Here is a 20,184-nt window from a genome sequence, read left to right as displayed (position 1 = left end):
CGGCGCTCAGCGGCGCAGCAGCGGGGTCATCCGGGCGGCGGCGTCGTCGCCGAAGAGCCGGTCGTGGGTGGCCAGGGCGAAGCGGTCGGTCATCCCGGACACGTGGTCGACCACCTGGGTGACGAGATCGGCCGCGGTGTCGCGGTAGGTGGGCGGGATCAGCTCGGGGTGGGCCAGGTGGTGGTCGACCAGCCGGCGGATGACGTCGATGGCCAGCTGCTTCTGCCCCGCGGCGGTCTCGGAGACGTAGACGTGCTCGAACATGAACGCCCGCAGCTCGTGCATGGCCGCCAGCGGCCCGGGCGCCATGACCACGCGGCCGCCGTCGGCCAGGGACCCCTCGACGACCGCGTCGACCATCGTCCCGACCATCGCGCTGCCGGGCTCGCCGAAGGCCGCCCGGGCCACGGCCGGGAGGTCGCCGGGCTGCAGCACGCCGGCGCGGACGGCGTCGAGCGCGTCGTGGGACAGGTAGGCGATCCGGTCGGCGTAGCGGACGCACTCGCCCTCGCGGGTGGCCGGCGGGGGGCTGATCTTCCAGCTGTGCGCGCGGATGCCGTCGCGCACCTCCTCCGTGAGGTTGAGGTGCTCGAGCACCTCCACGATCCGCACGCCCTGCGCGGCGTGGTGCCAGCCGCCGGGCACGTAGGGGTCGAAGGCGTCCTCGCCGATGTGCCCGAAGGGCGAGTGGCCGACGTCGTGGGCGAGCGCGATCGCCTCGGCGAGGGTCTCGTTGAGGCCCAGCGCGCGGGCGATGGCGCGGGCCACCTGGGTGACCTGCAGGGTGTGGGTGAGCCGGGTGACGAAGTGGTCGCCGTCGGGGTTGAGGAAGACCTGCGTCTTGTGCTTGAGCCGGCGGAAGGCCTTGGCGTGCAGGATCCGGTCGCGGTCGCGCTCGAAGGCGGTGCGCAGCGGGTCCTCGGGCTCGTCGACGGCGCGGCCGCGGGTGGCCGCCGAGCGGGCCGCGGCCGGGGCCAGCGCGGACTCCGCCGCCTCGCGGGCCGCGCGGTCGGTGCGCCGGAACCCGCCGCCCACTCAGCCCTCCTGCAGCGCCGGGTCGAGTCCGACGCCGAGCAGCGCGTCGACGGCGTCGGCGACCATCGCCGGCGCGCCCTCCTCGGTCTCGCCGTCGCCGGCCAGGGTGGCCGCCGCCCACGCGTCGACGACGGCGATCGCGCCGGGGCTGTCGAGGTCGTCGGCGAGTCGCTCGCGCAGCCCGGCGAGGACCGGCGCGGCCGGGGCGCCGGCGGGCAGCGCCGCCGCGCGGCGCCAGGTGGCCAGCCGCTCCTGTGCGGCCGACAGCAGGTCCGGCGTCCAGGCGCGGTCGGTGCGGTAGTGGCCCGACAGCAGCGCCAGCCGGATCGCCATCGGGTCGACGCCCTCGCCGCGCAGCTTGGAGACGAAGACGAGGTTGCCGCGGCTCTTGCTCATCTTCTCGCCGTCGAGGCCGATCATCGCCGCGTGCACGTAGGCGCGGGCGAAGGGCTGCTTCTCCCCCGTCTCGGCGGCGGTGAGCGCCTCGGCGTGGACGGCGGAGTACTCGTGGTGCGGGAAGACCAGGTCGCTGCCGCCGCCCTGCACGTCGAAGCCCGTGCCGATGGTGTCCAGCGCGATCGTGGCGCACTCGATGTGCCAGCCGGGCCGGCCGGCGATGCCGCGCGGGCCGGGCCAGGAGGGCTCGCCCTCGCGGCGGCCGCGCCACAGCAGCGGGTCGAGCCGGTTGCGCTTGCCGGGCCGGTCGGGGTCGCCGCCTCGCTCGGCCGACAGCGCCAGCATGGTGGCCTCGTCGTAGCCGGACTCTGCGCCGAAGTCGGGCGCCTGGGAGACGTCGTGGTAGACGTCGCCGGTGCCGTCGTCGAGCACGTAGGCCAGGCCCTCGTCGAGCAGGGTCTCCACGTGCGCGACGATCCGCGGGATGGCGGCCACCGCGCCGACGTAGTCCTCGGGCGGCAGCACCCGCAGCGCTGTCATGTCCTCGCGGAACAGCGCCGTCTCGCGCATGCCCAGGACGACCCAGTCCTCGCCGTCGCGCTCGGCGCGCTCGAGGAGGGGGTCGTCGATGTCGGTGACGTTCTGCACGTAGTGCACGGCGTGCCCGCCGTCGCGCCACACCCGGTTGACCAGGTCGAAGGTCAGGTAGGTGGCCGCGTGCCCGAGGTGGGTGGCGTCGTAGGGGGTGATGCCGCAGACGTACATCCGCGCCACCGAGCCGGGCTCGGTGGGCACCACCTCACCGCGCGCGGTGTCGTACAGGCGCAGCACCGGGCCGTGGCCCGGGAGGGTGGGGAGCAGCGGGGCGGGCCAGGCGAGCACGACGCCGAGCCTAGTTGCGTGTCCGGCCCCACCCCGCCGGAGCGCCCCGACCTGGGGACCACGACCGCCTCCGGCACAGCCGCACGCCGGGCGGAGACCGACCGCGTGATGAGGACGCGGACGGTGGGGGTCTGCGCAGCCATGCGGAGGCAGGGTCGTCGCCCTGACGGGGGTGACGAGCCCCGCTGAGGACGGATCCCCCTACCACCGGAGCCGGGGACCGCACACACTGCCGATACAGGAACGGCCGTTATCGCCGCGATGGGCGGCGGATGACGGGGAGCGGGATCGACGTCGTCCTCGCTCCTGGCAGACCACGGAGCGGAGCACCACGATGAGCGATCCCGGGCACCACGACCCTGAGCACCGCGGCGAGTCCCCGCAGGATTACGGACCCCCGCAGCACTTCGCGCCCCCGCAGGGCTACCGGCCCCCGCAGGGCTACCGGCCCCCGCAGGGCTACGGGCCCCCGCAGGGCTACGGACCGCCCCCGGGCTACGGACCGCCCCCGGGCTACGGACCGCCCCCGGGGGCGGCAGCGCGACTGTCGACGCAGCGGATCCCGAAGCCGGTCTACAGACGGGCCTGGTTCTGGCTGCTGATCGGCTTGGCCGTGGTCATCGCAGCGGCAGCCGGCGGCGCCGGGGGCAGTGCGACCACGGCCTCGGAGCGCTCCACGTCTCCCGCCGCGCAGTCCGCCGACAGCGGAGGGTCGGCGGCCTCCTCCACTCCGGCTCCCGCGCCGGCAGCGCCCTCGACTCCCGGTCCCCGTCCCACTCCCAGCACCACACCGACACCTCCTCCCACCCCTGCACCCGCGCCAGTCCCCGAGCCGGAGCCCGTGCCGGATGGAACGGTGAGCCAGCAGAACGCCCTGAGGAAGGCCGAGAGCTACCTGGACTACCAGGCCTTCTCACGTTCGGGCCTCATCGAGCAGCTCGAGTTCGAGGGCTTCCCGACGGCCGACGCCTCCTGGGCCGTCGACCAGGTGTCCGTCGACTGGAACGAGCAGGCGGCCGAGAAGGCCGACAGCTACCTCGAGTTCCAGGCCTTCTCGCGCTCGGGCCTCATCGAGCAGTTGGAGTTCGAGGGCTTCTCGACCGCCGAGGCCACCTCGGGCGTCGACAACACGCCGGTCGACTGGAACGAACAGGCAGCCAAGAAGGCCGAGAGCTACCTCGAGTTCCAGAGTTTCTCGCGCTCGGGTCTCGTCGACCAGCTCGTGTTCGAGGGGTTCACGCCGGAGCAGGCCGAGTACGGGGCATCTGCGGTCGGCCTCTGATCTGAGGCCGGCACGGAACCCCTGCCCGATCGGTCCGGGTCCTGGCTCCACGCCAGGTCAGGGCCGGGTCCCGGGACCGGGCGACGGGGAGGCCGCTGCGGCCAGGGCCTCCGCGGCCCCGGCGACCGCGTCGAGGGCGAGCGCCGGATCGAGGAGCCGGTGGAGCACCAGCCCGTCGAGGGCCGCCAGGAGCAGGGTCGCCAGCCCCTGCGGCTCGGCCTCGCCCGTCGCCGCCAGCCAGGGCACGAGCCGGGCGCGGGCGTCGGCGAGCGCGGCGCGCACGAGCTCCCCGACGTCGGGGTCCTGCAGGGAGGCGACGACGAGCTCGGCGGTGATCCGCGCCGTCCGCGGCTCCTCCAGCCGGGCGGTGGCGCGCAGGACCGCCGCCACCCCCGCCGGCCACGAGCTCTCGGCCGTGAGGACGGCCACGGCGGGCTCGAAGGCCTCGCGCACGGCAGTCTCGGCGACCGCGCGCTTCAGCGCGGGGAGCCCGCCGAAGTGGTAGTGGACGAGCCCCTGGTGCGTGCCGGCGCGCTCGGCGACGGCCCGCGCGGTCAGCCCCGACCACCCCCGTTCGGCGAGCAGCTCCAGTCCGGCAGCGACGAGCTGGTCCCGTCGCCGCGCGCCGCGCCCCGGCCCGGCCGGCCCGGTCCCGCGCTCGATCTCGTCCGGCACCCGCCCACCGTAGGGCCGCGGCAGCGCCGTCCTCCGCCTCCACCTTGACAGCGACTTGGTCACACGACCAAGTTGGCCGCATGACCAAGAGCTCTCACGGCGCGGGCATCGACTGGTCGCTACCGGACGGGCCCCCGGACTGGCTGCTGGGCAGCGGCGCGGTGCCCGCCGAGCGCCGGCTGGTCGCAGCGGCGGGTGTCGTGGCCACCGGGGCGGTGCTCGCCGTGGCCGCCGTCCAGGACGTCCCCTGGTCGTGGTGGCAGTGGGCGCTCGTCGTCGTGCTCACCGTGGACGTCGCCGGGGGTGTCGTGGCCAACGCCCTCGGGTCGGCCAAGCGCCTCTACCACTCCCCGGTCCCGCCGGGGCTGCCCCTGCCGCAGCGCGTCCTCCGCAGCCCCGTCGGGTTCGCGGCGGTGCACGTGCACCCGTTCGTCCTGGCCGCGCTCCTCCCCGACGCCACCGCGGTCTGGGCGGCCGCCTGGTACGTGCTCTGCCTCGCCGGCACCGCCGCGGTCGTCGGCGTGCCCCTGTACCTGCGGCGGCCCCTGGCCGCGGCGGTCGGAACGGTCGCGGTCGTCGCGGCGCCGCTGGTCACGGCGCCCGCCGGGCTGGCCTGGTTCGGCCCGGTCCTGGCCCTGAAGCTCGTGGCCGCGCACGCCGTCCGCGAGGAGCCCTACCGGCCGCCCGGCGGCTGAGCACCCGTCGTGCCGGCCTGCGCTGTGTGCGCACGGCGCGGGCCGGGCGGCGCCGCGACGACGCCACGCGCACGGATCGCGGCCGCGCGGCGCCGGTCGTCAGCGGCGGGGCAGCCCGATCAGCACCTCGTCCTGCTCGAACGGCGGGCCCGCCGGGTGGGGATCGCCGTCACCGACCTGCCGCGCCGCCCGCCACTGACCGGGTGCCCAGGCGCGGGTCAGCAGCCCGTCCTCCGACAGCGCGACGAGGGCGCCACCCTCGGTCGCCAGCAGCCCGGCCTCGATCCGCTCGTCCTCGCCCTCGGCGGTCTGCACCGTCCAGATCGGCATCCCGTTCTCCCCCCTCGCGGCACCGCCCCCGGCGCCCGGTGCGAGCAGACAACGGGGCCGGGTGCCCGGGTGCAACCCTCCCCCGGCGCGCCATGGCGGTCCGTAACGGAACGACAGAGGACGGATCGCAGGCGACGTCAGTCGTCCTCGTCGACCCAGTCGAGCGTGCGGGAGACCGCCTTCTGCCACTTGCGGTAGTAGCGCTCGCGCTGCTCGACGGGCATCTGCGGGGTCCAGCGGCGGTCCTCGGCCCACTGCGCGGCCAGCTCGTCGCGGTCGGCCCAGAACCCGACCGCCAGCCCCGCGGCGTAGGCGGCGCCCAGCGCGGTGGTCTCGGCGATCCGGGGCCGGACGACGTCGACACCGAGGACGTCGGCCTGGAACTGCATGAGCAGCTCGTTGACCACCATCCCGCCGTCGACCCGCAGCTCGCGCAGCGCCACCCCGCTGTCGGCGTCCATCGCCTCGACCACCTCGCGGGTCTGGTAGGCGGTGGACTCCAGCACCGCCCGCGCGACGTGCCCGCGGTCGACGTAGCGGGTCAGCCCGACCAGCGCACCCCGGGCGTCGGAGCGCCAGTGCGGGGCGAACAGCCCGGAGAAGGCGGGCACGAAGTAGGCGCCGCCGTTGTCCTCCACCGAGCGGGCGACCGCCTCGATCTCACCGGCGCCGCCGATGAGCCGCAGGTTGTCGCGCAGCCACTGCACCAGCGAGCCGGTGACCGCGATCGAGCCCTCGAGGGCGTACACCGGCTTCTCCTCCCCCAGCCGGTAGCACACCGTGGTGAGCAGGCCGTTGTCGGAGCGGACCGCCGTCTCCCCGGTGTTCAGCAGCAGGAAGTTGCCGGTGCCGTAGGTGTTCTTCGCCATCCCGGGCGTGAAGCAGACCTGCCCGAAGGTGGCCGCCTGCTGGTCACCGAGAGACCCGGCGATCGGGACCCCGGCCAGCGCGCCGCCCTTGCGCCCCTCCCCGTAGACCTCGGAGTTGGAGCGGATCTCGGGCAGCATCGACAGCGGGATCCGCAGCTCCGCGGCGATCGACTCGTCCCACTGCAGCGTGGCCAGGTCCATGAGCAGCGTGCGCGAGGCGTTGGTGACGTCGGTGAGGTGCAGGCCGCCGTCGGGCCCGCCGGTGGCGTTCCACAGCAGCCAGCTGTCGATCGTGCCCATCAGCAGCTCGCCGGCCTCGGCGCGCTCCCGGGCGCCCTCGACGTTGTCGAGGATCCAGGTCACCTTCGGCCCGGCGAAGTAGGTGGCCAGCGGCAGGCCGGTGCGCTCCCGGTACCGCTCCGCGCCGCCGCCGAGCTCACCGAGCTGCCGGCAGATCGCGTCGGTGCGGGTGTCCTGCCAGACGATCGCGTTGTACACCGGCTCGCCGGTGGTGCGGTCCCAGACGACGGCGGTCTCGCGCTGGTTGGTCAGCCCGACGGCGGCCAGGTCACCGGCGACGGCGTCGGCGCGGGCCAGCGCCAGCCCGACGACGTCGCGGGTGTTGCCCCAGATCTCCACCGGGTCGTGCTCCACCCACCCGGCACGCGGGAACACCTGCCGGTGCTCCTCCTGCGCCGAGGCGACGACCAACCCCGCGTGGTCGAAGACGATGCAGCGGGTGCTCGTCGTCCCCTGGTCGATGGCGGCGACGTACCGGGTCAACGCTGACCTCCAGGCTGGGATCGGACGGGTTCAGGCGGACTCGGCGAACGGCCGGATCTCGGGGGCCTGCAGGCGGGCGCGCTCGGCGGAGCTGTCGTCGGGCATCGCCTCGGCGGCCCGCTCGGCCTCGACCCGCGCCAGGTAGGTGGCGATCTCGCGCTCGCGCTGCTCGTCGTCCCAGCCCAGCAGCCGGGCCATGAGCTCCGCGGCGGGGCGGGCCGACGCCGTCCCGCGGTCGGCCTGCTCGTAGGACAGCCGGGTGCGGCGGGTGAGCACGTCCTCCAGGTGCAGCGCGCCCTCGGCGGTGACGGCGTAGACGACCTCGGCGCGCACGTAGTCCGGCGCGCCCTCCAGGGGCCGGCCGAGGTCGGGGTCGGCGTCGACCAGGGCGAGCAGCTCGTCGACGAGGCTGCCGTAGCGGTCGAGCAGGTGCTCCACGCGGGTCTCGGTCCAGCCGTGGGCGCGGGCGAGGTGCGCCTTGCGGTTCCAGCGCACCCGGTAGCCGTCGGCGCCGGCCAGCGGCAGCTCCTCGGTCAGCGAGGCCGGGACCGGCGCGTCGGGGTCCTCCCCGGGGGCGCGATCGGCCAGCGCCATGTCGACGACGTCGCGGGCCATGACCCGGTAGGTCGTGTACTTGCCGCCGGCGATGACGGTCAGCCCCGGCCGCACGGTGGCCACGGTGTGCTCGCGGGACACCCTCGTCGTCGCCGCACCCTCCTCACCGACCGGCTGCAGCAGGGGCCGCAGCCCGGTGTAGACCCCGACGACGTCGTCGCGCGACAGCGGCCGCTCGAGCACCTCGTTGGCCCGCTCGAGGAGGTAGTCGACGTCGGCGGCGGAGGCGACGGGGTGGTCCTTGGCCAGGTCCCAGGGGGTGTCGGTGGTGCCGATCACCCAGTGAGTGGGCCACGGGATGATGAACAGCACGCTCTTCTCGGTGCGCAGGATGATCCCGTCCTCGCCGGCGATGACCTCGCGCGGGACGGCGATGTGCACGCCCTTCGACGCCCGCACGGTGAGGCCCTGGGCCCGGAAGAGCTCCTGGGTCTGGTCGGTCCACACCCCGGTGGCGCCGACGACGTGGCGCGCCCGGACGGTCAGCTCGCGGCCGGTCTCCAGGTCGACGGCGCGCACGCCGGCGACCCGGCCGCCCTCCTCCAGGTAGCCGACGACCTGGGTGCGGCTGGCGGCCAGCGCGCCGTGGCCGACGGCGGTGCGGACCAGCACCTGCACGAGGCGGGCGTCGTCGACCTTGGCGTCCCAGTAGCGGATGGCGCCGACGGCGGCGTCCTCCCGCAGCGACGGCGCCGCCCGGCGCAGCGCCTTCCTCGACAGGTGCCGGTGCAGCGGCACGCCCTGTCCGCCCGCGCGGCCGAGCAGCCCGCCGAGGACGTCGTAGAGCGCGATGCCGGCGCCGGTGTAGGCCCGCTCCCACACCCGGTGGCGCAGCGGGTAGAGGAACGGCACGGGGTGCACCAGGTGCGGGGCGAGCCGGCCGACGAGCAGGCCGCGCTCGTGCAGCGCCTCGCGGACGAGCGCGAAGTCGAGCATCTCCAGGTAGCGCAGCCCGCCGTGGACGAGCTTGCTCGCGCGGCTGGAGGTGCCCGAGGCCCAGTCGCGCTGCTCGACCAGGCCCACGGTGAGGCCACGGCTGGCCGCGTCGAGGGCGGCGCCGGCGCCGGTGACCCCGCCGCCGATCACCAGGACGTCGAGCACGTCGGCGGACATGCGGGCGAGGGCGCGCGTGCGGACCTCGGGCGAGAGGGCGGTGGACACCGGGCAGCACTCCTGGGTGGGGACCATGGCAGTGGGGGGGGCGGGGGGGGCGCCCCCCCCCCCCCCCACGTCCACGTGCTCGGAACGCCCAGTCCCGGCGTCGGTCCCCACGACCCTCCTCACCGGCCCGCCCCGCGGCGGGCCCGGCCGACCGCACCCCGGAGGTGCCCGTGACCCTCGTCCCCGACACACCCCGTACCGCCCGGTCCGGTTCCGGCCGGCTGCTCGCCGACCTGGCCCGGGTGGTGCGCGCGCACGTCACCCGCCGCACCGGTCCCGCGCCGGAGGCACCGCCCACACCCGAGGGTGCGCTGCTGGCCGCCATGTGTCACGACATGCGCAGCCCCCTGGCCTCGCTGGAGGCGCTGCTGCGGACGCTCGACCGCGCGGCACCCGACCGCCCCGAGGTGCTGGAGCTCGCGCGCGAGCAGACCGCGCACCTGTCGTCGATGCTGCGCACCGCCGACGCCAGCGGCGGGGCGACGCGGCGCGCGGCGGGCGGGCGGCTGCTCGGCGACGTCGTGCGCGCGTCCGCCGCCGCCTCCGGGCTGCCCGCGGGGAGGCTGACGCTGGCGCTGCAGGAGTGCGCCGGCGACGTCGGGGTGGCCGACGCCCGGGTGCAGCGGATCCTCACCAACCTGCTGGAGAACGCCCACCGGCACGGCGCGGGCTCGCCGGTGCTGCTCTGCGTCACCTGCCGCGGCGGGTGGGTGTGCCTGGCCCTCACCCAGGACGTCGCCTGCCCCGACCGGGTGGTGCAGTACCTCCGCGGCGACACCCCGCCGGTCGACCTCACCGGGCTGGGCCTGTGGTCGGTGCAGCGGCACGCCCACGACCTCGGGGGCCGGGTGACCTGGGCCGTCACCGCGGCCGGGCTGACCCTGCGCGTGGAGCTCCCCGACCGCTGAGGAGGAGTCCCCGCGGGGGGTCAGCCGCCGAACGGGCCCGGGCCCGACTGAGCAGTCGTCGTCCGCGTCTGCGGCGTGTCCGTGCACGTCGCCGACGACAGGTGCTCACTGGCGCCGGCAGGCCGACGATGGGAATGGCACCGGGGGGCCACGGGACGGCACCGGTGGGCCAACGGGCGCGGGCAGATCCCCGGTGTCACCGCAGCAGCGGCGGCGAGACGACGCACCGAGGGAGAGCCCGTGTTCACGCACACCCACGCCCTGCAGTACGAGGCCAAGCCGGACGGTCCCGATCCGGACTTCGCCCGCAAGATGCAGGAGATCCTCGGCGGTCAGTGGGGCGAGATGACCGTCGCCACCCAGTACCTGCTGCAGGGCTGGAACTGCCGGCTGCCCGGCAAGTACAAGGACATGCTCCTCTCGATCGGCACCGAGGAGCTGGCCCACGTCGAGATGATCATCACGATGATCGACCGGCTGCTCGACCACGCGCCGCTCAAGCCCGACTCGGCCGACCGCACCAAGGAGGCGGCCGCCGGCTACGGCCAGCACAACCCGCAGCACCTCATCCAGAACGGCCAGGCCGCGTCCTACATGGACAGCATGGGCAACCCGTGGACCGGCGCGTACGTGACCGCCAGCGGCAACCTGTACGCGGACTTCATGTACAACGCCACCGCCGAGATGCAGGGCCGGCTGCAGGTGGCCCGGCTCTACAACATGACCGACGACCCGGGCGTCAAGGACCTGCTGCGCTTCCTCATCACCCGCGACCACATGCACCAGCAGCAGTGGCTGGCCGCCGTCGAGCAGCTCAAGGAGGACGGCCTCGAGGGGCTGCCGGTGCCCGAGGCCTTCCCGCTGGACGAGGAGGTCGGTGACCTGGGCTACACCTTCATCCAGGCCTCCGACGGGCCCGAGGCCGCCAACGGCCGGTGGGCGTCGGGTCCCTCGATCGACGGCCGCAGCACCTTCCGCGCCGCGGCGATCGAGGCCACCGCCGACGCCCCGACGCTGCCCCCGGGTGACCCGCGGCTCTACAGCACGCCGCAGACCGAGGCCCACACGATGCTGCAGAAGGCCAAGGACCTGCTCAAGTGAGGCGCTGACCTCGCCCTCCCGCGCCGTCGCCGCGCCGGTGGCCGGACCCCGCGGTCCGGACACCGGCCCGGCGGGCGCCTCCCGCTCGCCCGGCAGTCCCGGAGGTCCCCGTGCACCTGCCCACCCCCGCCGTCCTGCTGACGGTCGTCTACGCCGCGGCGCTCGCCGTCGCGGTGGCCGGCGCCGCCGCCGGCTCCGCCCGCGAGGCGCTCGCCGGCCTCGTCGTCCTCACCGCCCTCGCCGCCCGGTGGGCGGTGCGCCGCTCGCGCCGGACCGTCCCCTCGACCGGGGCCGCCGTCGCCGCGGTCGACGCCGCCCTGGCCGCTCCCCCGCTGGCCGACCCGGCCCCCGCCGTCCGCGCCGCCTGATCCCGGTCCCCGGCGGGCGATGATTAGGTGACCTGATCGTGGCGCGTCCTCCCTCGCGGCCCACCGTGCGGGAGGACGCGCTGCGGTGAGGGAGGACGCCGCGTCGGGCCCGTGAACGCGTCTGGCGCGCGCCCCCGAGCGGGAACGCGCGCCAGACGAGGTGCTGGAACCGGTGAGGTGCTCGAACGGCCCCTGTGCAGGACCCCGCCGCGAGCGTGCGAGCGGTGGGGGGCACGGGGGTCCTCCTAGTGCTGGACGGCCTTCTCCGCCCCGATCCCGGTGAGCGAGCGGACCTCGAGCTCGGCGTTCTTGTCGAGGTCGGGCCGCTCCTTGGACAGCACGGTGCCGAGCCAGCCGAGGAAGAACGACAGCGGGATCGACACGATGCCGGGGTTGTTCAGCGGGAACCAGTGGAAGTCCACGTCCTGGAACAGGGACGGGGACAGCCCGGTGGCCGGGTTGACCGGCGCCCCCGAGACGACCGGTGAGAAGAGGATCAGCACGATGCAGGTGATCAGCCCGCCGTACATCGACCACAGCGCGCCCTGGGTGGTGAAGCGCTTCCAGAACAGCGTGTAGAGGATCGTCGGGAGGTTCGCCGAGGCGGCCACCGCGAACGCCAGCGCCACGAGGAAGGCGATGTTCAGACCGGCCTGCAGGGCCAGGATGCCCAGGCCGATCGAGATCGCCCCGATGACGACGGCGGTGATGCGGGCGATCCGCACCTCCCCGTTCGGCGGCACCTTGCCCTTCTTGATCACCGACGCGTAGACGTCGTGGGCGAAGGACGCCGACGCGGTGATGGTGAGGCCCGCGACCACCGCGAGGATCGTCGCGAACGCCACCCCGGCGATGATGCCGAGCAGGATCGTGCCGCCGAGCTCGAAGGCCAGCAGCGGCGCGGCGGAGTTCACCGCACCGGGCGCGCCGAGGATCCGCTCGGCCCCGACGAGGGCGCCGGCGCCGTACCCGATCACCAGGCTGAACAGGTAGAAGATGCCGATCAGCCAGATCGCCCAGACCACCGAGCGCCGGGCGTCCTTCGCCGTCGGCACGGTGTAGAAGCGCATGAGCACGTGCGGCAGGCCCGCCGTCCCGAGGACCAGGGCCAGGCCGAGGGAGACGAAGTCGAGCTTGGAGGTGCTCGTCGCGCCGTACTGGGCGCCGGGGGCGAGGACGTCGCGGCCCTCGACGGCGTTGGCCTGCGCGCCGCCGAGCAGCTCGGACAGGTTGAACCCGAACTCGGCGAGCACCCAGAGGGTCATGACCAGCGCGCCGGCGATGAGCAGCGAGGCCTTGATGATCTGCACCCACGTGGTGCCCCGCATGCCGCCGACCAGCACGTAGATGATCATCAGCGCGCCGACCAGGACGACGACGAGCGCCTGCGCCGCCTCGCCGGTGACCCCGAGCAGCAGGGTCACCAGGCCGCCCGCGCCCGCCATCTGCGCCAGCAGGTAGAACAGCGACACCGCCAGCGTCGAGATGGCCGCCGCGGTGCGCACCGGCCCCTGCCGCATCCGGAAGGCCAGGACGTCGGCCATCGTGTACCGGGCGGTGTTGCGCATGAGCTCGGCGACGAGCAGCAGCGCCACCAGCCAGGCGACGAGGAAGCCGATCGAGTAGAGGAAGCCGTCGTAGCCGTAGACGGCGATGGCCCCGGCGATGCCGAGGAACGACGCCGCCGACAGGTAGTCACCGGCGATGGCCAGGCCGTTCTGGGTGCCGCTGATGTTGCGGCCGGCCGCGTAGTAGTCGGCGGCGCTCTTGTTGTTGCGGCTGGCGCGGAAGGTGATGACCAGCGTGATCAGCACGAACGCGCCGAAGATGGAGATGTTGACGGCCGGGCTGCCGATCGTGGCCTCGGCCGCGAGGACCTGGGCCTCAGGCACGGGTCGCCCCCTTCCCGAGGTCGGTGCGGGTGCCGCCGGCGTACTGGTGGGACTCCAGCCGCTCGCGCATCTCGTCGGCGATCGGGTCGGTCTGGCGGTTCGCGTGCGCCACGTAGAGGTGGGTGATGAGGAACGTCGAGAGGAACTGCCCGAGCCCCAGCAGCAGGCCGAGGTTGACGTTGCCGAAGACCGGGGTGGCCATGAAGTCCGGCGCGTAGGTCGACAGCAGGACGTAGAGCAGGTACCAGGCCAGGAACGCCACCGTCATCGGGAACGCGAAGCGGCGGAAGCGACGGCGCAGCTCGGTGAACTCCGGCGAGTCCTGCGCCTGCCGGTACTCCTCAGGCGTCAGCAGCCGCCGGTCGGCGGGATCGGTCACGGGTGGGCCCCCTCGTCAGCGGAACGTCGTCGGTCTGTGACGGCGCTCACCCTAAGTCGTGGGCGGTCGGGTCGCGAACGACCGGGACACAGCCGTGACCTGACCTTCTGCCGTCCGTAACGCCGCCGGAACCGCCGCGCGCTGCGATGGGTCATGGCCGCGACGGCGCCCCCGGCGACCTCCTCCGCGACGGCCCACCCCGGCGTCGCGCCAGGCCACGCCTGGCACGCGGTCGGGCTCTCCCGGGACCTGCGGCCGGGCGGCTGGCTGCAGGTGCGTCTGCTCGGCCGGACGTGGCGGCTGCGCCGCGACGCCGGGGGCCTGGTGGCCGATCCGCCGGCGTGGGCCGTGCGCGAGCGGTTCGGCGTCGTCTGGCTGGCGCCGGCCTGCCCCCGCGACGTCCCGCTGGAGCTGCCCGAGCACGAGGACCGGCGGTTCGTGCACCGCTGGCTGCCCCCCGCCCGGGCCGCGGGGCCGCCCGGTCCGCTGACCGACGCCCTCCTCGACGCCGCGCGCTCCCGGCGCCCCGCCGTCGTCCGGGGGGCCTTCCGGGTGCGCCTCGACCTCCGCGACGACCTCCGCGACGCCGGGGCGGGGACGACGGTCCTGCACCTGCTGCACCCCGAGGACGGCGACTCCACCCGCGTCTACACCGGCGTCTACCTGGCCGCCGGTCCCGGCCGGCCGCTGCCGGGGCCGGACGACGTCGCCGCGGAGGTCGCGCGCCAGGAGCGGCTGCTGGCCGAGGCCGTCGCCGGGTGCGCGCGGTGGGCCGCGCACGATCAGGTGACCTGATCGTGCTGCGTCCTGACCCGCGGTGGGCGGTGAGCCAGGACGCGCGGAGGTGAGCCAGGACGGCGCCTCAGTCGGCGGGGAGCTCCTCGCCGCACGCGGCGCAGACGGTCGGCGGGTCCACGTCGGCCACCCGCCCGCACGCCGGGCACACCCGGTGCAGGAAGCACGCGGGGTCCCCGCCCTCGACGACGTCCCGGACGACGGCGGCCGGCCGCGGACCGTTCAGCGCCGCGGCGAACCCGCCCAGGACGGCGAGCACGTCGTCGCGCCGCCCCCCGCCGAGAGCGGCCAGCGCCGCCCGCAGCTCGGTCAGCCGCAGCGCGTCGTAGCGGTCGAGCAGCTCCTCGCCGGCCGGGGACAGCCGCAGGCTCACCGCGCGCCGGCTGGCCGGTGAGGGCCGGCGGTCGACGAGACCGGCGACCACCAGCCGGTCGACGAGCCGGCTGGTGGTGGAGACCCCGCCGCCGACCCCGCGGGCCAGCTCGGCCAGCGACGCGTCGGGGCAGTGCCGCAGCACGGTCAGCGCCCGCAGCTGCACCACCGAGACCGGGCCCAGCTCCGACGCCGCGCGGGTGGACACGCCCACGACCCCGCGCGCCAGGTCCAGCAGCACCTCGTCGGCGTCCACGACCCCTCCCCGGGATGTTGCAGTCCGGCAACAGTTGGCCTCAGGCAGCACCAGGTGGGTAACCGTACGGCACCGGACCCCCAGACGAGGAGGACGAGCATGCCCCGCACCGCCCTGGCCGCCCCTGTCGCAGCCGTCGCCCTGGTCCTGGCCGGCGGCTGCAGCGCCGAGCAGCCCCTGTCGGTGCCCGGACCCGAGGTCTCCGGCGGCGCGATCGGCCCCGACGAGGCCGTGACCGGCGACCTCTCGGTGCTGCAGGTCCAGCTGGAGTACCCGCTCGACGGCGTCTACGAGGAGGGCGAGGACGCCCGGCTCTTCCTCGGCATCGCCAACAGCGGCGGTACCGACGACGAGCTGGTCGACGTCACCGGCCCCGGCTTCGCCGACGCGGTCGACGACGACGGCGGCGACGTCGACGTCCCGGTCCCGGCGAACGACAACGTCTACGTCGGTGCCGAGGGTGCCCCGACGGTCACGCTCGTCGACCTCGGGCGCCCGCTGCGCTCCTCGCAGTCACTGCCGGTCACCCTGGTGTTCCGGGAGGCCGGTGAGGTCACCGTCGAGGCGATGGTCTCCGCCGAGCGCCAGACGCCGCAGCCGCCGTTCGACTTCCCCGACCCGGCCGAGGACGTCACCCCGTGACGACCGCCTCGCCGCCGGGACCGGTCGCCGACCGGCGGCGGCTGGGATGCTGGACGGCGTGCCGTCACTCTCCGGGAACCGCGGCCGAGCCCGTCGCCGCCTCGCCCTGACCGCTGCCGCCCTCGCCGTGCCCGCCGGCTTCCTCGGCCGCGCCCTGTGGGGCCTGCCGACGGCGATCGGGGCCGGCCGGCGCGAGATCCGCCCGACCGTCGCCGGGTCCCCGCAGTGGTCGCAGGGCCGGTTCCACAACACCCTGCCGACGCCGGCGCTACCCCCGCCGAACGCCCGCCGAGGCCTGCTGCGGCAGTGGCACGACGACCGGCACGTGGGCCTGCCCGCCGGGCCGGTGCCCCTGGCGCAGTCCGACCTCCCCGCCGCGGCCGGCGACCTCGCCGTCACCTGGTTCGGGCACTCCAGCGCGCTGCTGGAGGTCGACGGCGCCCGGGTGCTCGTCGATCCGGTGTGGGGCTTCCGCGTCTCGCCGTCGCCGGTGTTCGGCCCGACCCGGCTGCACGAGCCACCGGTGCCGCTGGAGTCCCTGCCGCGGGTCGACGCCATCCTGGTCTCCCACGACCACTACGACCACCTCGACCTGCCCACCGTGCGGGCGCTGGTCGAGCAGCAGGACGCGCCGTTCGTCGTGCCGCTGGGGGTGGGCGTGCACCTGCGGCACTGGGGCGTGCCCGAGGAGCGCGTCGTCGAGCTGGACTGGGACGGCGCCACCACCGTCGGCGACCTGACGATCACCTGCACCGAGGCGCGGCACTTCTCCGGCCGCTACCTCACCCGCGACACCACGCTGTGGTCGTCGTGGGTGGTGGCCGGGCCGCGGCACCGGGTGTTCTTCGGCGGGGACACCGGCTACACGCCCGCCTTCGCCGGCATCGGCGCCCGGCTGGGCCCCTTCGACCTGACGCTGCTGCCGATCGGCGCCTACAACGAGGCCTGGGCGCACGTGCACATGGACCCCGAGGAGGCGGTGCGCGCACACGGCGACCTCGGCGGGGCGGCGCTGCTGCCGGTGCACTGGGCCACGTTCAACCTGGCCTTCCACCGCTGGGCCGAGCCGGTGCAGCGGCTGCTCGCCGCGGCCGCCCGCTCGGACGTGCAGGTCCTCGTGCCGCGGCCGGGGCAGCGGGTCGACGTCCTCGCCCCGCCGCCGCTGGAGGACTGGTGGACCGCCGTCGGCTCCGCGGAGCCCGGCTCGGTGGACGACGGCGGCGCGGGCAGCGCGACGATCGCCCGGCTGGCGGCCTGGCGGGCCTCGCGGGCGTCCTGACGACGGTCAGCGCAGCAGCTTCGACATCCGCCGGTCGGCCAGCGGCTTGCCGCCGGTCTGGCAGGTCGGGCAGTACTGCAGCGAGGTGTCGGCGAAGCTGACCTCGCGCACGGTGTCGCCGCAGACCGGGCAGGGCAGGCCGGTGCGGGCGTGCACCTGCAGCCCCGAGCGCTTCTCGCCCTTGAGCGTGGCCGCCGCCTGCCCGACCTGGCGGGCGAGGGCGTCGGTGAGCGTGGCGCGGACGGCGTCGTGCAGGCGGACGACCTCGTCGTCGGTCAGCCTGTCGGCCATCTTGAACGGCGACAGGCGGGCGGCGTGCAGGATCTCGTCGGAGTAGGCGTTGCCGATCCCGGACAGCAGCGTCTGGTCGGTCAGCGCCCCCTTGACCTGGCCGGAGCGGCCGGCCAGCAGCCGGGCGAAGGTGTCGCGGTCGACCTCGAGCGCGTCGGGGCCGAGCCGGGCGACGCCGGGCACCTCGGCCGGTGAGCGGACGACGTAGACGGCCAGGCCCTTGCGGGTGCCCTGCTCGGTGAGGTCGAAGCCGTTGCCGTCATCGAGGTGGACGCGGAGCGCGAGCGGGCCCCTGCCGGGCTTCGGCGGGGCGTCGGGCAGCCCGGTGCGCCAGTGCAGCCACCCGGCGCGGGCCAGGTGGACGACCAGGTGCAGGCCGGAGACGTCGAGGTCGAGGAACTTGCCGTGCCGCGCGGCGCCGGTGACCTCCAGCCCGGCCAGCGCCGACAGCGGCGGGTCGAAGGTCTTGAGCGCCTGCAGGGCGGTCAGGTCGGCGCGCGCGACCACCCGGCCGACGGCGTTCTCGCGGAGGAACGCCGCCAGCGCCTCCACCTCGGGCAACTCGGGCACCCGGCCATGATCCCCGCCGCACCCGCCCGGCGTCGTCCCCCATCGTGTGCACTTCCGCGGAAGTGCCCCGGGAGGAGTGCCCGCCACCGGCCCGGAGACCGTGCACTTCCGCGGAAGTGCACGGCGGGTCAGGGGCCGGTGAAGCTGGTGCGGTCGGTGACGGGGGCGGTGGCGCCGGGCTCGGTGCGGGCCTGCTCGGCGACGGCCGCGGCGACCGCGGGGGTGACCGCCGGGTCGAACACGCTCGGGATCACGTAGTTGGCGTTGAGCTGGTCGTCGCGCACCAGCGCCGACAGCGCCTCGGCCGCGGCCAGCAGCATGCCGGTGCTGATCTCGGTGGCGCGGGCGTCGAGCAGGCCGCGGAACACCCCGGGGAAGGCCAGCACGTTGTTGATCTGGTTGGGCAGGTCCGAGCGGCCCGAGGCGACCACCGCCGCGTACTGCCGGGCCCGCACCGGGTCGACCTCCGGCGTCGGGTTGGCCATCGGGAACACCACCGCCCGCTCGGCCATCCCCGCCAGCGCCTCGACCGGCAGCACGTTGCCCGCGCTGACCCCGATGAAGACGTCGGCGCCGGCCAGCGCGTCGGGCAGCTCGCCGCGGACGCGCCCGGGGTTGGTCCGCGCCGCGAGGGCCTGCTTGGCGGGGCTGAGCCGCTCGTCGTCGGGCGAGAGGATGCCCTCGCGGTCCCACACCAGCACCTGCCGGGCGCCGGCCTCCAGCAGCAGGTGCACGATCGCCGTCCCCGCCGCGCCGGCACCGGCGACGACGATCCGCACGTCGGGCAGCTGCTTGTCCACCACGCGCAGGGCGTTGCGCAGCGCGGCCAGGGCGACGATCGCCGTCCCGTGCTGGTCGTCGTGGAAGACCGGGATGTCGAGCTTCTCCCGCAGCCGCGCCTCGACCTCGAAGCAGCGCGGCGCGGCGATGTCCTCGAGGTTGATGCCGCCGAAGCCGGGGGCGATGAGCTCGACGGCGCGCACGATCTCGTCGACGTCGTTGGTGTCCAGGCAGATCGGCCAGGCGTCGATGTCGGCGAACCGCTTGAACAGGACGGCCTTGCCCTCCATCACCGGCAGGGCCGCGCCCGGCCCGAGGTCGCCGAGGCCGAGGACCGCCGACCCGTCGGTGACGACGGCGACCGTGTTGCCCTTGATGGTCAGCCGGCGCACGTCCTCGGGGTGTTCGGCCAGCGCCAGGCAGACCCGCGCCACGCCGGGGGTGTAGGCCATCGACAGGTCGTCGCGGGTCCGCAGCGGCACCTTCGAGGCGACCTCGAGCTTGCCGCCCAGGTGCAGCAGGAAGGTGCGGTCGCTGACCTTGCGCACGGCGACGCCGGGGACGGCGCGCAGCGCGTCGACCATCTCCTCGGAGTGGGCGGCGTCGGCGGCCGAGCAGGTGACGTCGACGGTCAGCCCGTCGGAGCGGGAGTCGACGACGTCGATGGCGGTCACCGCCCCGCCGGCCGTGCCCACCGCGGTGGCGATGCGGCCGATCGACGCCGGGTCGCCGTCGGCGGTCAGCCGGACGGTGATCGAGTACGACGCCGAGGTCACCGGCCCGCGGGGGGCGGCGGCGGGGTCGCCCGGCGAGCTGTCGCCGGTGGCGGTCGTGGGCGCGGTGTCGGTGCTCACGGCCTCCATCGTGACACCGGCCCCGGCGGCGCCGGACGTTGCGGTCACAGTGGTCGCCGCCGGTAGGTTGTCTGGCTGACTAGTCAGTAATACCGTCTAGTCGTGCCGACCGAGACCTGGCCCGCCGAGTGGATGCGGGCGGCGTTGCCGCTGGTGGTGCTGGCCGTCGTCGCCGAGGAGGAGACCTACGGCTACGCGATCGCCCAGCGGCTGCAGGCGGCCGGCCTCGGGGCGGTCAAGGGCGGGACGCTCTACCCGGTGCTCAACCGGCTGGAGCAGGACGGCCTCGTCACGTCGTCCTGGCGCGAGGGCGCGGGCGGCCCCGGCCGCAAGTTCTTCACCATCACCCCGCACGGCCGCGCCTCCCTGAGCGCGCGCGTCGCCGCCTGGCACACCTTCACCGAGCGGGCCGCCGGCCTGCTCCCGTCCGTGGGGAGCCCGCGATGACCACCGGCACCGACACCTACCGGCGTGACCTCGTCGCGGCGCTGCGGGCGGGCAACGTCCCGCCCGAGCGGATCGGCGAGATCGTCGCCGAGGTCGAGAGCCACGTCGCCGACACCGGGGAGGACCCGCGCGAGGCGTTCGGCCCGGCCCGCGAGTACGCGGCGGGCTTCGCGGTGCCGCCGTCGACCCGCTCGCGGGTGTCGCTGTGGGCACTCGTCGCACTGGGCGCCGGCTGCGGCTGGCTCATCGCCGAGGGGGTCTTCGGCGTGTTCCGCAACGAGCCGGTGCTCGGCCTGCCGGAGGGCTGGGCGCTCGCGGCCGGGTGGCTGCTGTGGATCCCCGCGGTGGCCGTCCAGGCCCGGCGCCACGCCCCCGTGCGGGACCCGCGAACCGGCCGGTCACTCACACCGGGCCGCGGCCGGGTGGTCCTCGCCATGACCGTGTTCCTCCTCCTGCTCATGCTGGTCACCGCCCTGGCGGCCGCGCTGACCGGCGCCTGACCCACCCGTGCACTTCCGCGGAAGTGC

The 20,184-nt window shown here is 75.2% G+C and carries 21 protein-coding genes; 10 read left to right on the top strand and 11 right to left on the bottom strand.

Translation table 11 applies throughout. The features are described from left to right. Positions 1 to 6 precede the first annotated feature (6 nt). Together ACI8AD_RS21390 and mshC are read right to left on the bottom strand one after the other, a co-directional pair. On the bottom strand, positions 7 to 1,035 hold the full coding sequence (locus tag ACI8AD_RS21390; RefSeq protein WP_456872549.1) for an HD domain-containing protein: 1,029 nt from the start codon (positions 1,033 to 1,035) through the stop codon (positions 7 to 9). Next, positions 1,036 to 2,313: a cysteine--1-D-myo-inosityl 2-amino-2-deoxy-alpha-D-glucopyranoside ligase gene (mshC, locus tag ACI8AD_RS21385; protein WP_456872548.1), complete on the bottom strand. Its 1,278-nt coding sequence runs from the start codon at positions 2,311 to 2,313 to the stop codon at positions 1,036 to 1,038. It abuts the gene before it with no gap. Positions 2,314 to 3,169: 856 nt separating this feature from the next. Between mshC and ACI8AD_RS21380 the strand changes: the two genes are divergently transcribed. Continuing rightward, a complete protein-coding gene (locus ACI8AD_RS21380) occupies positions 3,170 to 3,595 on the top strand; it encodes an Ltp family lipoprotein (RefSeq protein ID WP_456872547.1) in 426 nt (141 codons plus the stop codon). A 57-nt stretch (positions 3,596 to 3,652) separates the two neighbouring features. On the opposite strand, the gene ACI8AD_RS21375 is transcribed toward ACI8AD_RS21380, so the two are convergent. Beyond that, a complete protein-coding gene (locus ACI8AD_RS21375; RefSeq protein ID WP_456872546.1) occupies positions 3,653 to 4,270 on the bottom strand; it encodes a TetR/AcrR family transcriptional regulator in 618 nt (205 codons plus the stop codon). Positions 4,271 to 4,350: 80 nt separating this feature from the next. Between ACI8AD_RS21375 and ACI8AD_RS21370 the strand changes: the two genes are divergently transcribed. Further along, positions 4,351 to 4,965: a hypothetical protein gene (locus tag ACI8AD_RS21370; protein WP_456872545.1), complete on the top strand. Its 615-nt coding sequence runs from the start codon at positions 4,351 to 4,353 to the stop codon at positions 4,963 to 4,965. 99 nt (positions 4,966 to 5,064) lie between these two features. On the opposite strand, the gene ACI8AD_RS21365 is transcribed toward ACI8AD_RS21370, so the two are convergent. From ACI8AD_RS21365 to ACI8AD_RS21355, 3 genes are all read right to left on the bottom strand, one after another. Next, on the bottom strand, positions 5,065 to 5,295 hold the full coding sequence (locus tag ACI8AD_RS21365) for a hypothetical protein (protein ID WP_456872544.1): 231 nt from the start codon (positions 5,293 to 5,295) through the stop codon (positions 5,065 to 5,067). 137 nt (positions 5,296 to 5,432) lie between these two features. After that, positions 5,433 to 6,947: a glycerol kinase GlpK gene (gene glpK, locus ACI8AD_RS21360; RefSeq protein WP_456872543.1), complete on the bottom strand. Its 1,515-nt coding sequence runs from the start codon at positions 6,945 to 6,947 to the stop codon at positions 5,433 to 5,435. Between the two features lie 30 nt (positions 6,948 to 6,977). Then, on the bottom strand, positions 6,978 to 8,723 hold the full coding sequence (locus ACI8AD_RS21355) for a glycerol-3-phosphate dehydrogenase/oxidase (protein ID WP_456872542.1): 1,746 nt from the start codon (positions 8,721 to 8,723) through the stop codon (positions 6,978 to 6,980). Between the two features lie 170 nt (positions 8,724 to 8,893). Between ACI8AD_RS21355 and ACI8AD_RS21350 the strand changes: the two genes are divergently transcribed. The 3 genes from ACI8AD_RS21350 (at position 8,894) to ACI8AD_RS21340 (ending at position 11,100) form a co-directional block, all read left to right on the top strand. Continuing rightward, entirely contained in the window at positions 8,894 to 9,631 is a 738-nt protein-coding gene (locus ACI8AD_RS21350) for a sensor histidine kinase (protein ID WP_456872541.1), read from the top strand. Positions 9,632 to 9,871: 240 nt separating this feature from the next. After that, positions 9,872 to 10,732 carry a manganese catalase family protein gene (locus ACI8AD_RS21345; protein WP_456872540.1) on the top strand — a complete coding sequence of 287 codons (861 nt, stop codon included), beginning with the start codon at positions 9,872 to 9,874 and terminating at the stop codon, positions 10,730 to 10,732. Positions 10,733 to 10,842: 110 nt separating this feature from the next. Next, complete coding sequence (locus tag ACI8AD_RS21340) at positions 10,843 to 11,100, top strand: hypothetical protein (protein WP_456872539.1); 258 nt, start codon at positions 10,843 to 10,845, stop codon at positions 11,098 to 11,100. A gap of 245 nt (positions 11,101 to 11,345) precedes the next feature. Here ACI8AD_RS21340 and ACI8AD_RS21335 read toward each other — a convergent pair whose 3' ends face one another. Together ACI8AD_RS21335 and ACI8AD_RS21330 are read right to left on the bottom strand one after the other, a co-directional pair. Next, on the bottom strand, positions 11,346 to 12,992 hold the full coding sequence (locus ACI8AD_RS21335; protein ID WP_456872538.1) for a solute symporter family protein: 1,647 nt from the start codon (positions 12,990 to 12,992) through the stop codon (positions 11,346 to 11,348). Further along, positions 12,985 to 13,371: a DUF485 domain-containing protein gene (locus ACI8AD_RS21330; protein WP_456872537.1), complete on the bottom strand. Its 387-nt coding sequence runs from the start codon at positions 13,369 to 13,371 to the stop codon at positions 12,985 to 12,987. The genes ACI8AD_RS21335 and ACI8AD_RS21330 overlap by 8 nt, the downstream gene beginning before the upstream one ends. 153 nt (positions 13,372 to 13,524) lie before the next feature. Here ACI8AD_RS21330 and ACI8AD_RS21325 point away from each other — a divergent pair, with 153 nt between their 5' ends. Further along, entirely contained in the window at positions 13,525 to 14,166 is a 642-nt protein-coding gene (locus ACI8AD_RS21325; RefSeq protein WP_456872536.1) for a hypothetical protein, read from the top strand. Between the two features lie 67 nt (positions 14,167 to 14,233). On the opposite strand, the gene ACI8AD_RS21320 is transcribed toward ACI8AD_RS21325, so the two are convergent. Continuing rightward, positions 14,234 to 14,794, bottom strand: coding sequence for a MarR family winged helix-turn-helix transcriptional regulator (locus ACI8AD_RS21320; RefSeq protein ID WP_456872535.1), 561 nt, complete (start codon positions 14,792 to 14,794; stop codon positions 14,234 to 14,236). A gap of 99 nt (positions 14,795 to 14,893) precedes the next feature. Here ACI8AD_RS21320 and ACI8AD_RS21315 point away from each other — a divergent pair, with 99 nt between their 5' ends. Together ACI8AD_RS21315 and ACI8AD_RS21310 are read left to right on the top strand one after the other, a co-directional pair. Further along, positions 14,894 to 15,436, top strand: a complete 543-nt coding sequence (locus ACI8AD_RS21315) for a hypothetical protein (protein ID WP_456872534.1) — start codon at positions 14,894 to 14,896, stop codon at positions 15,434 to 15,436. A 58-nt stretch (positions 15,437 to 15,494) separates the two neighbouring features. Beyond that, positions 15,495 to 16,715, top strand: a complete 1,221-nt coding sequence (locus ACI8AD_RS21310; RefSeq protein WP_456872533.1) for an MBL fold metallo-hydrolase — start codon at positions 15,495 to 15,497, stop codon at positions 16,713 to 16,715. Positions 16,716 to 16,721: 6 nt separating this feature from the next. Here the strand turns inward: ACI8AD_RS21310 and ACI8AD_RS21305 are convergent, their stop codons facing one another. Beyond that, positions 16,722 to 17,576: an Fpg/Nei family DNA glycosylase gene (locus ACI8AD_RS21305; RefSeq protein ID WP_456872532.1), complete on the bottom strand. Its 855-nt coding sequence runs from the start codon at positions 17,574 to 17,576 to the stop codon at positions 16,722 to 16,724. A gap of 128 nt (positions 17,577 to 17,704) precedes the next feature. Beyond that, positions 17,705 to 19,210 carry a malic enzyme-like NAD(P)-binding protein gene (locus ACI8AD_RS21300; RefSeq protein WP_456872531.1) on the bottom strand — a complete coding sequence of 502 codons (1,506 nt, stop codon included), beginning with the start codon at positions 19,208 to 19,210 and terminating at the stop codon, positions 17,705 to 17,707. Positions 19,211 to 19,312: 102 nt separating this feature from the next. On the opposite strand from ACI8AD_RS21300, the gene ACI8AD_RS21295 reads away from it, so the two are divergent. Together ACI8AD_RS21295 and ACI8AD_RS21290 are read left to right on the top strand one after the other, a co-directional pair. After that, positions 19,313 to 19,657, top strand: coding sequence for a PadR family transcriptional regulator (locus ACI8AD_RS21295; RefSeq protein ID WP_456872530.1), 345 nt, complete (start codon positions 19,313 to 19,315; stop codon positions 19,655 to 19,657). Then, the gene (locus ACI8AD_RS21290; protein ID WP_456872529.1) at positions 19,654 to 20,157 is read left to right on the top strand and encodes an HAAS signaling domain-containing protein; all 504 of its coding nucleotides are present in this window, start codon (positions 19,654 to 19,656) and stop codon (positions 20,155 to 20,157) included. The genes ACI8AD_RS21295 and ACI8AD_RS21290 overlap by 4 nt, the downstream gene beginning before the upstream one ends. The last annotated feature ends 27 nt before the right edge of the window (positions 20,158 to 20,184 follow it).

It is taken from the genome of Geodermatophilus sp. SYSU D00766, assembly GCF_054049915.1.
This window is presented reverse-complemented; position numbering and strand designations above follow the sequence as displayed.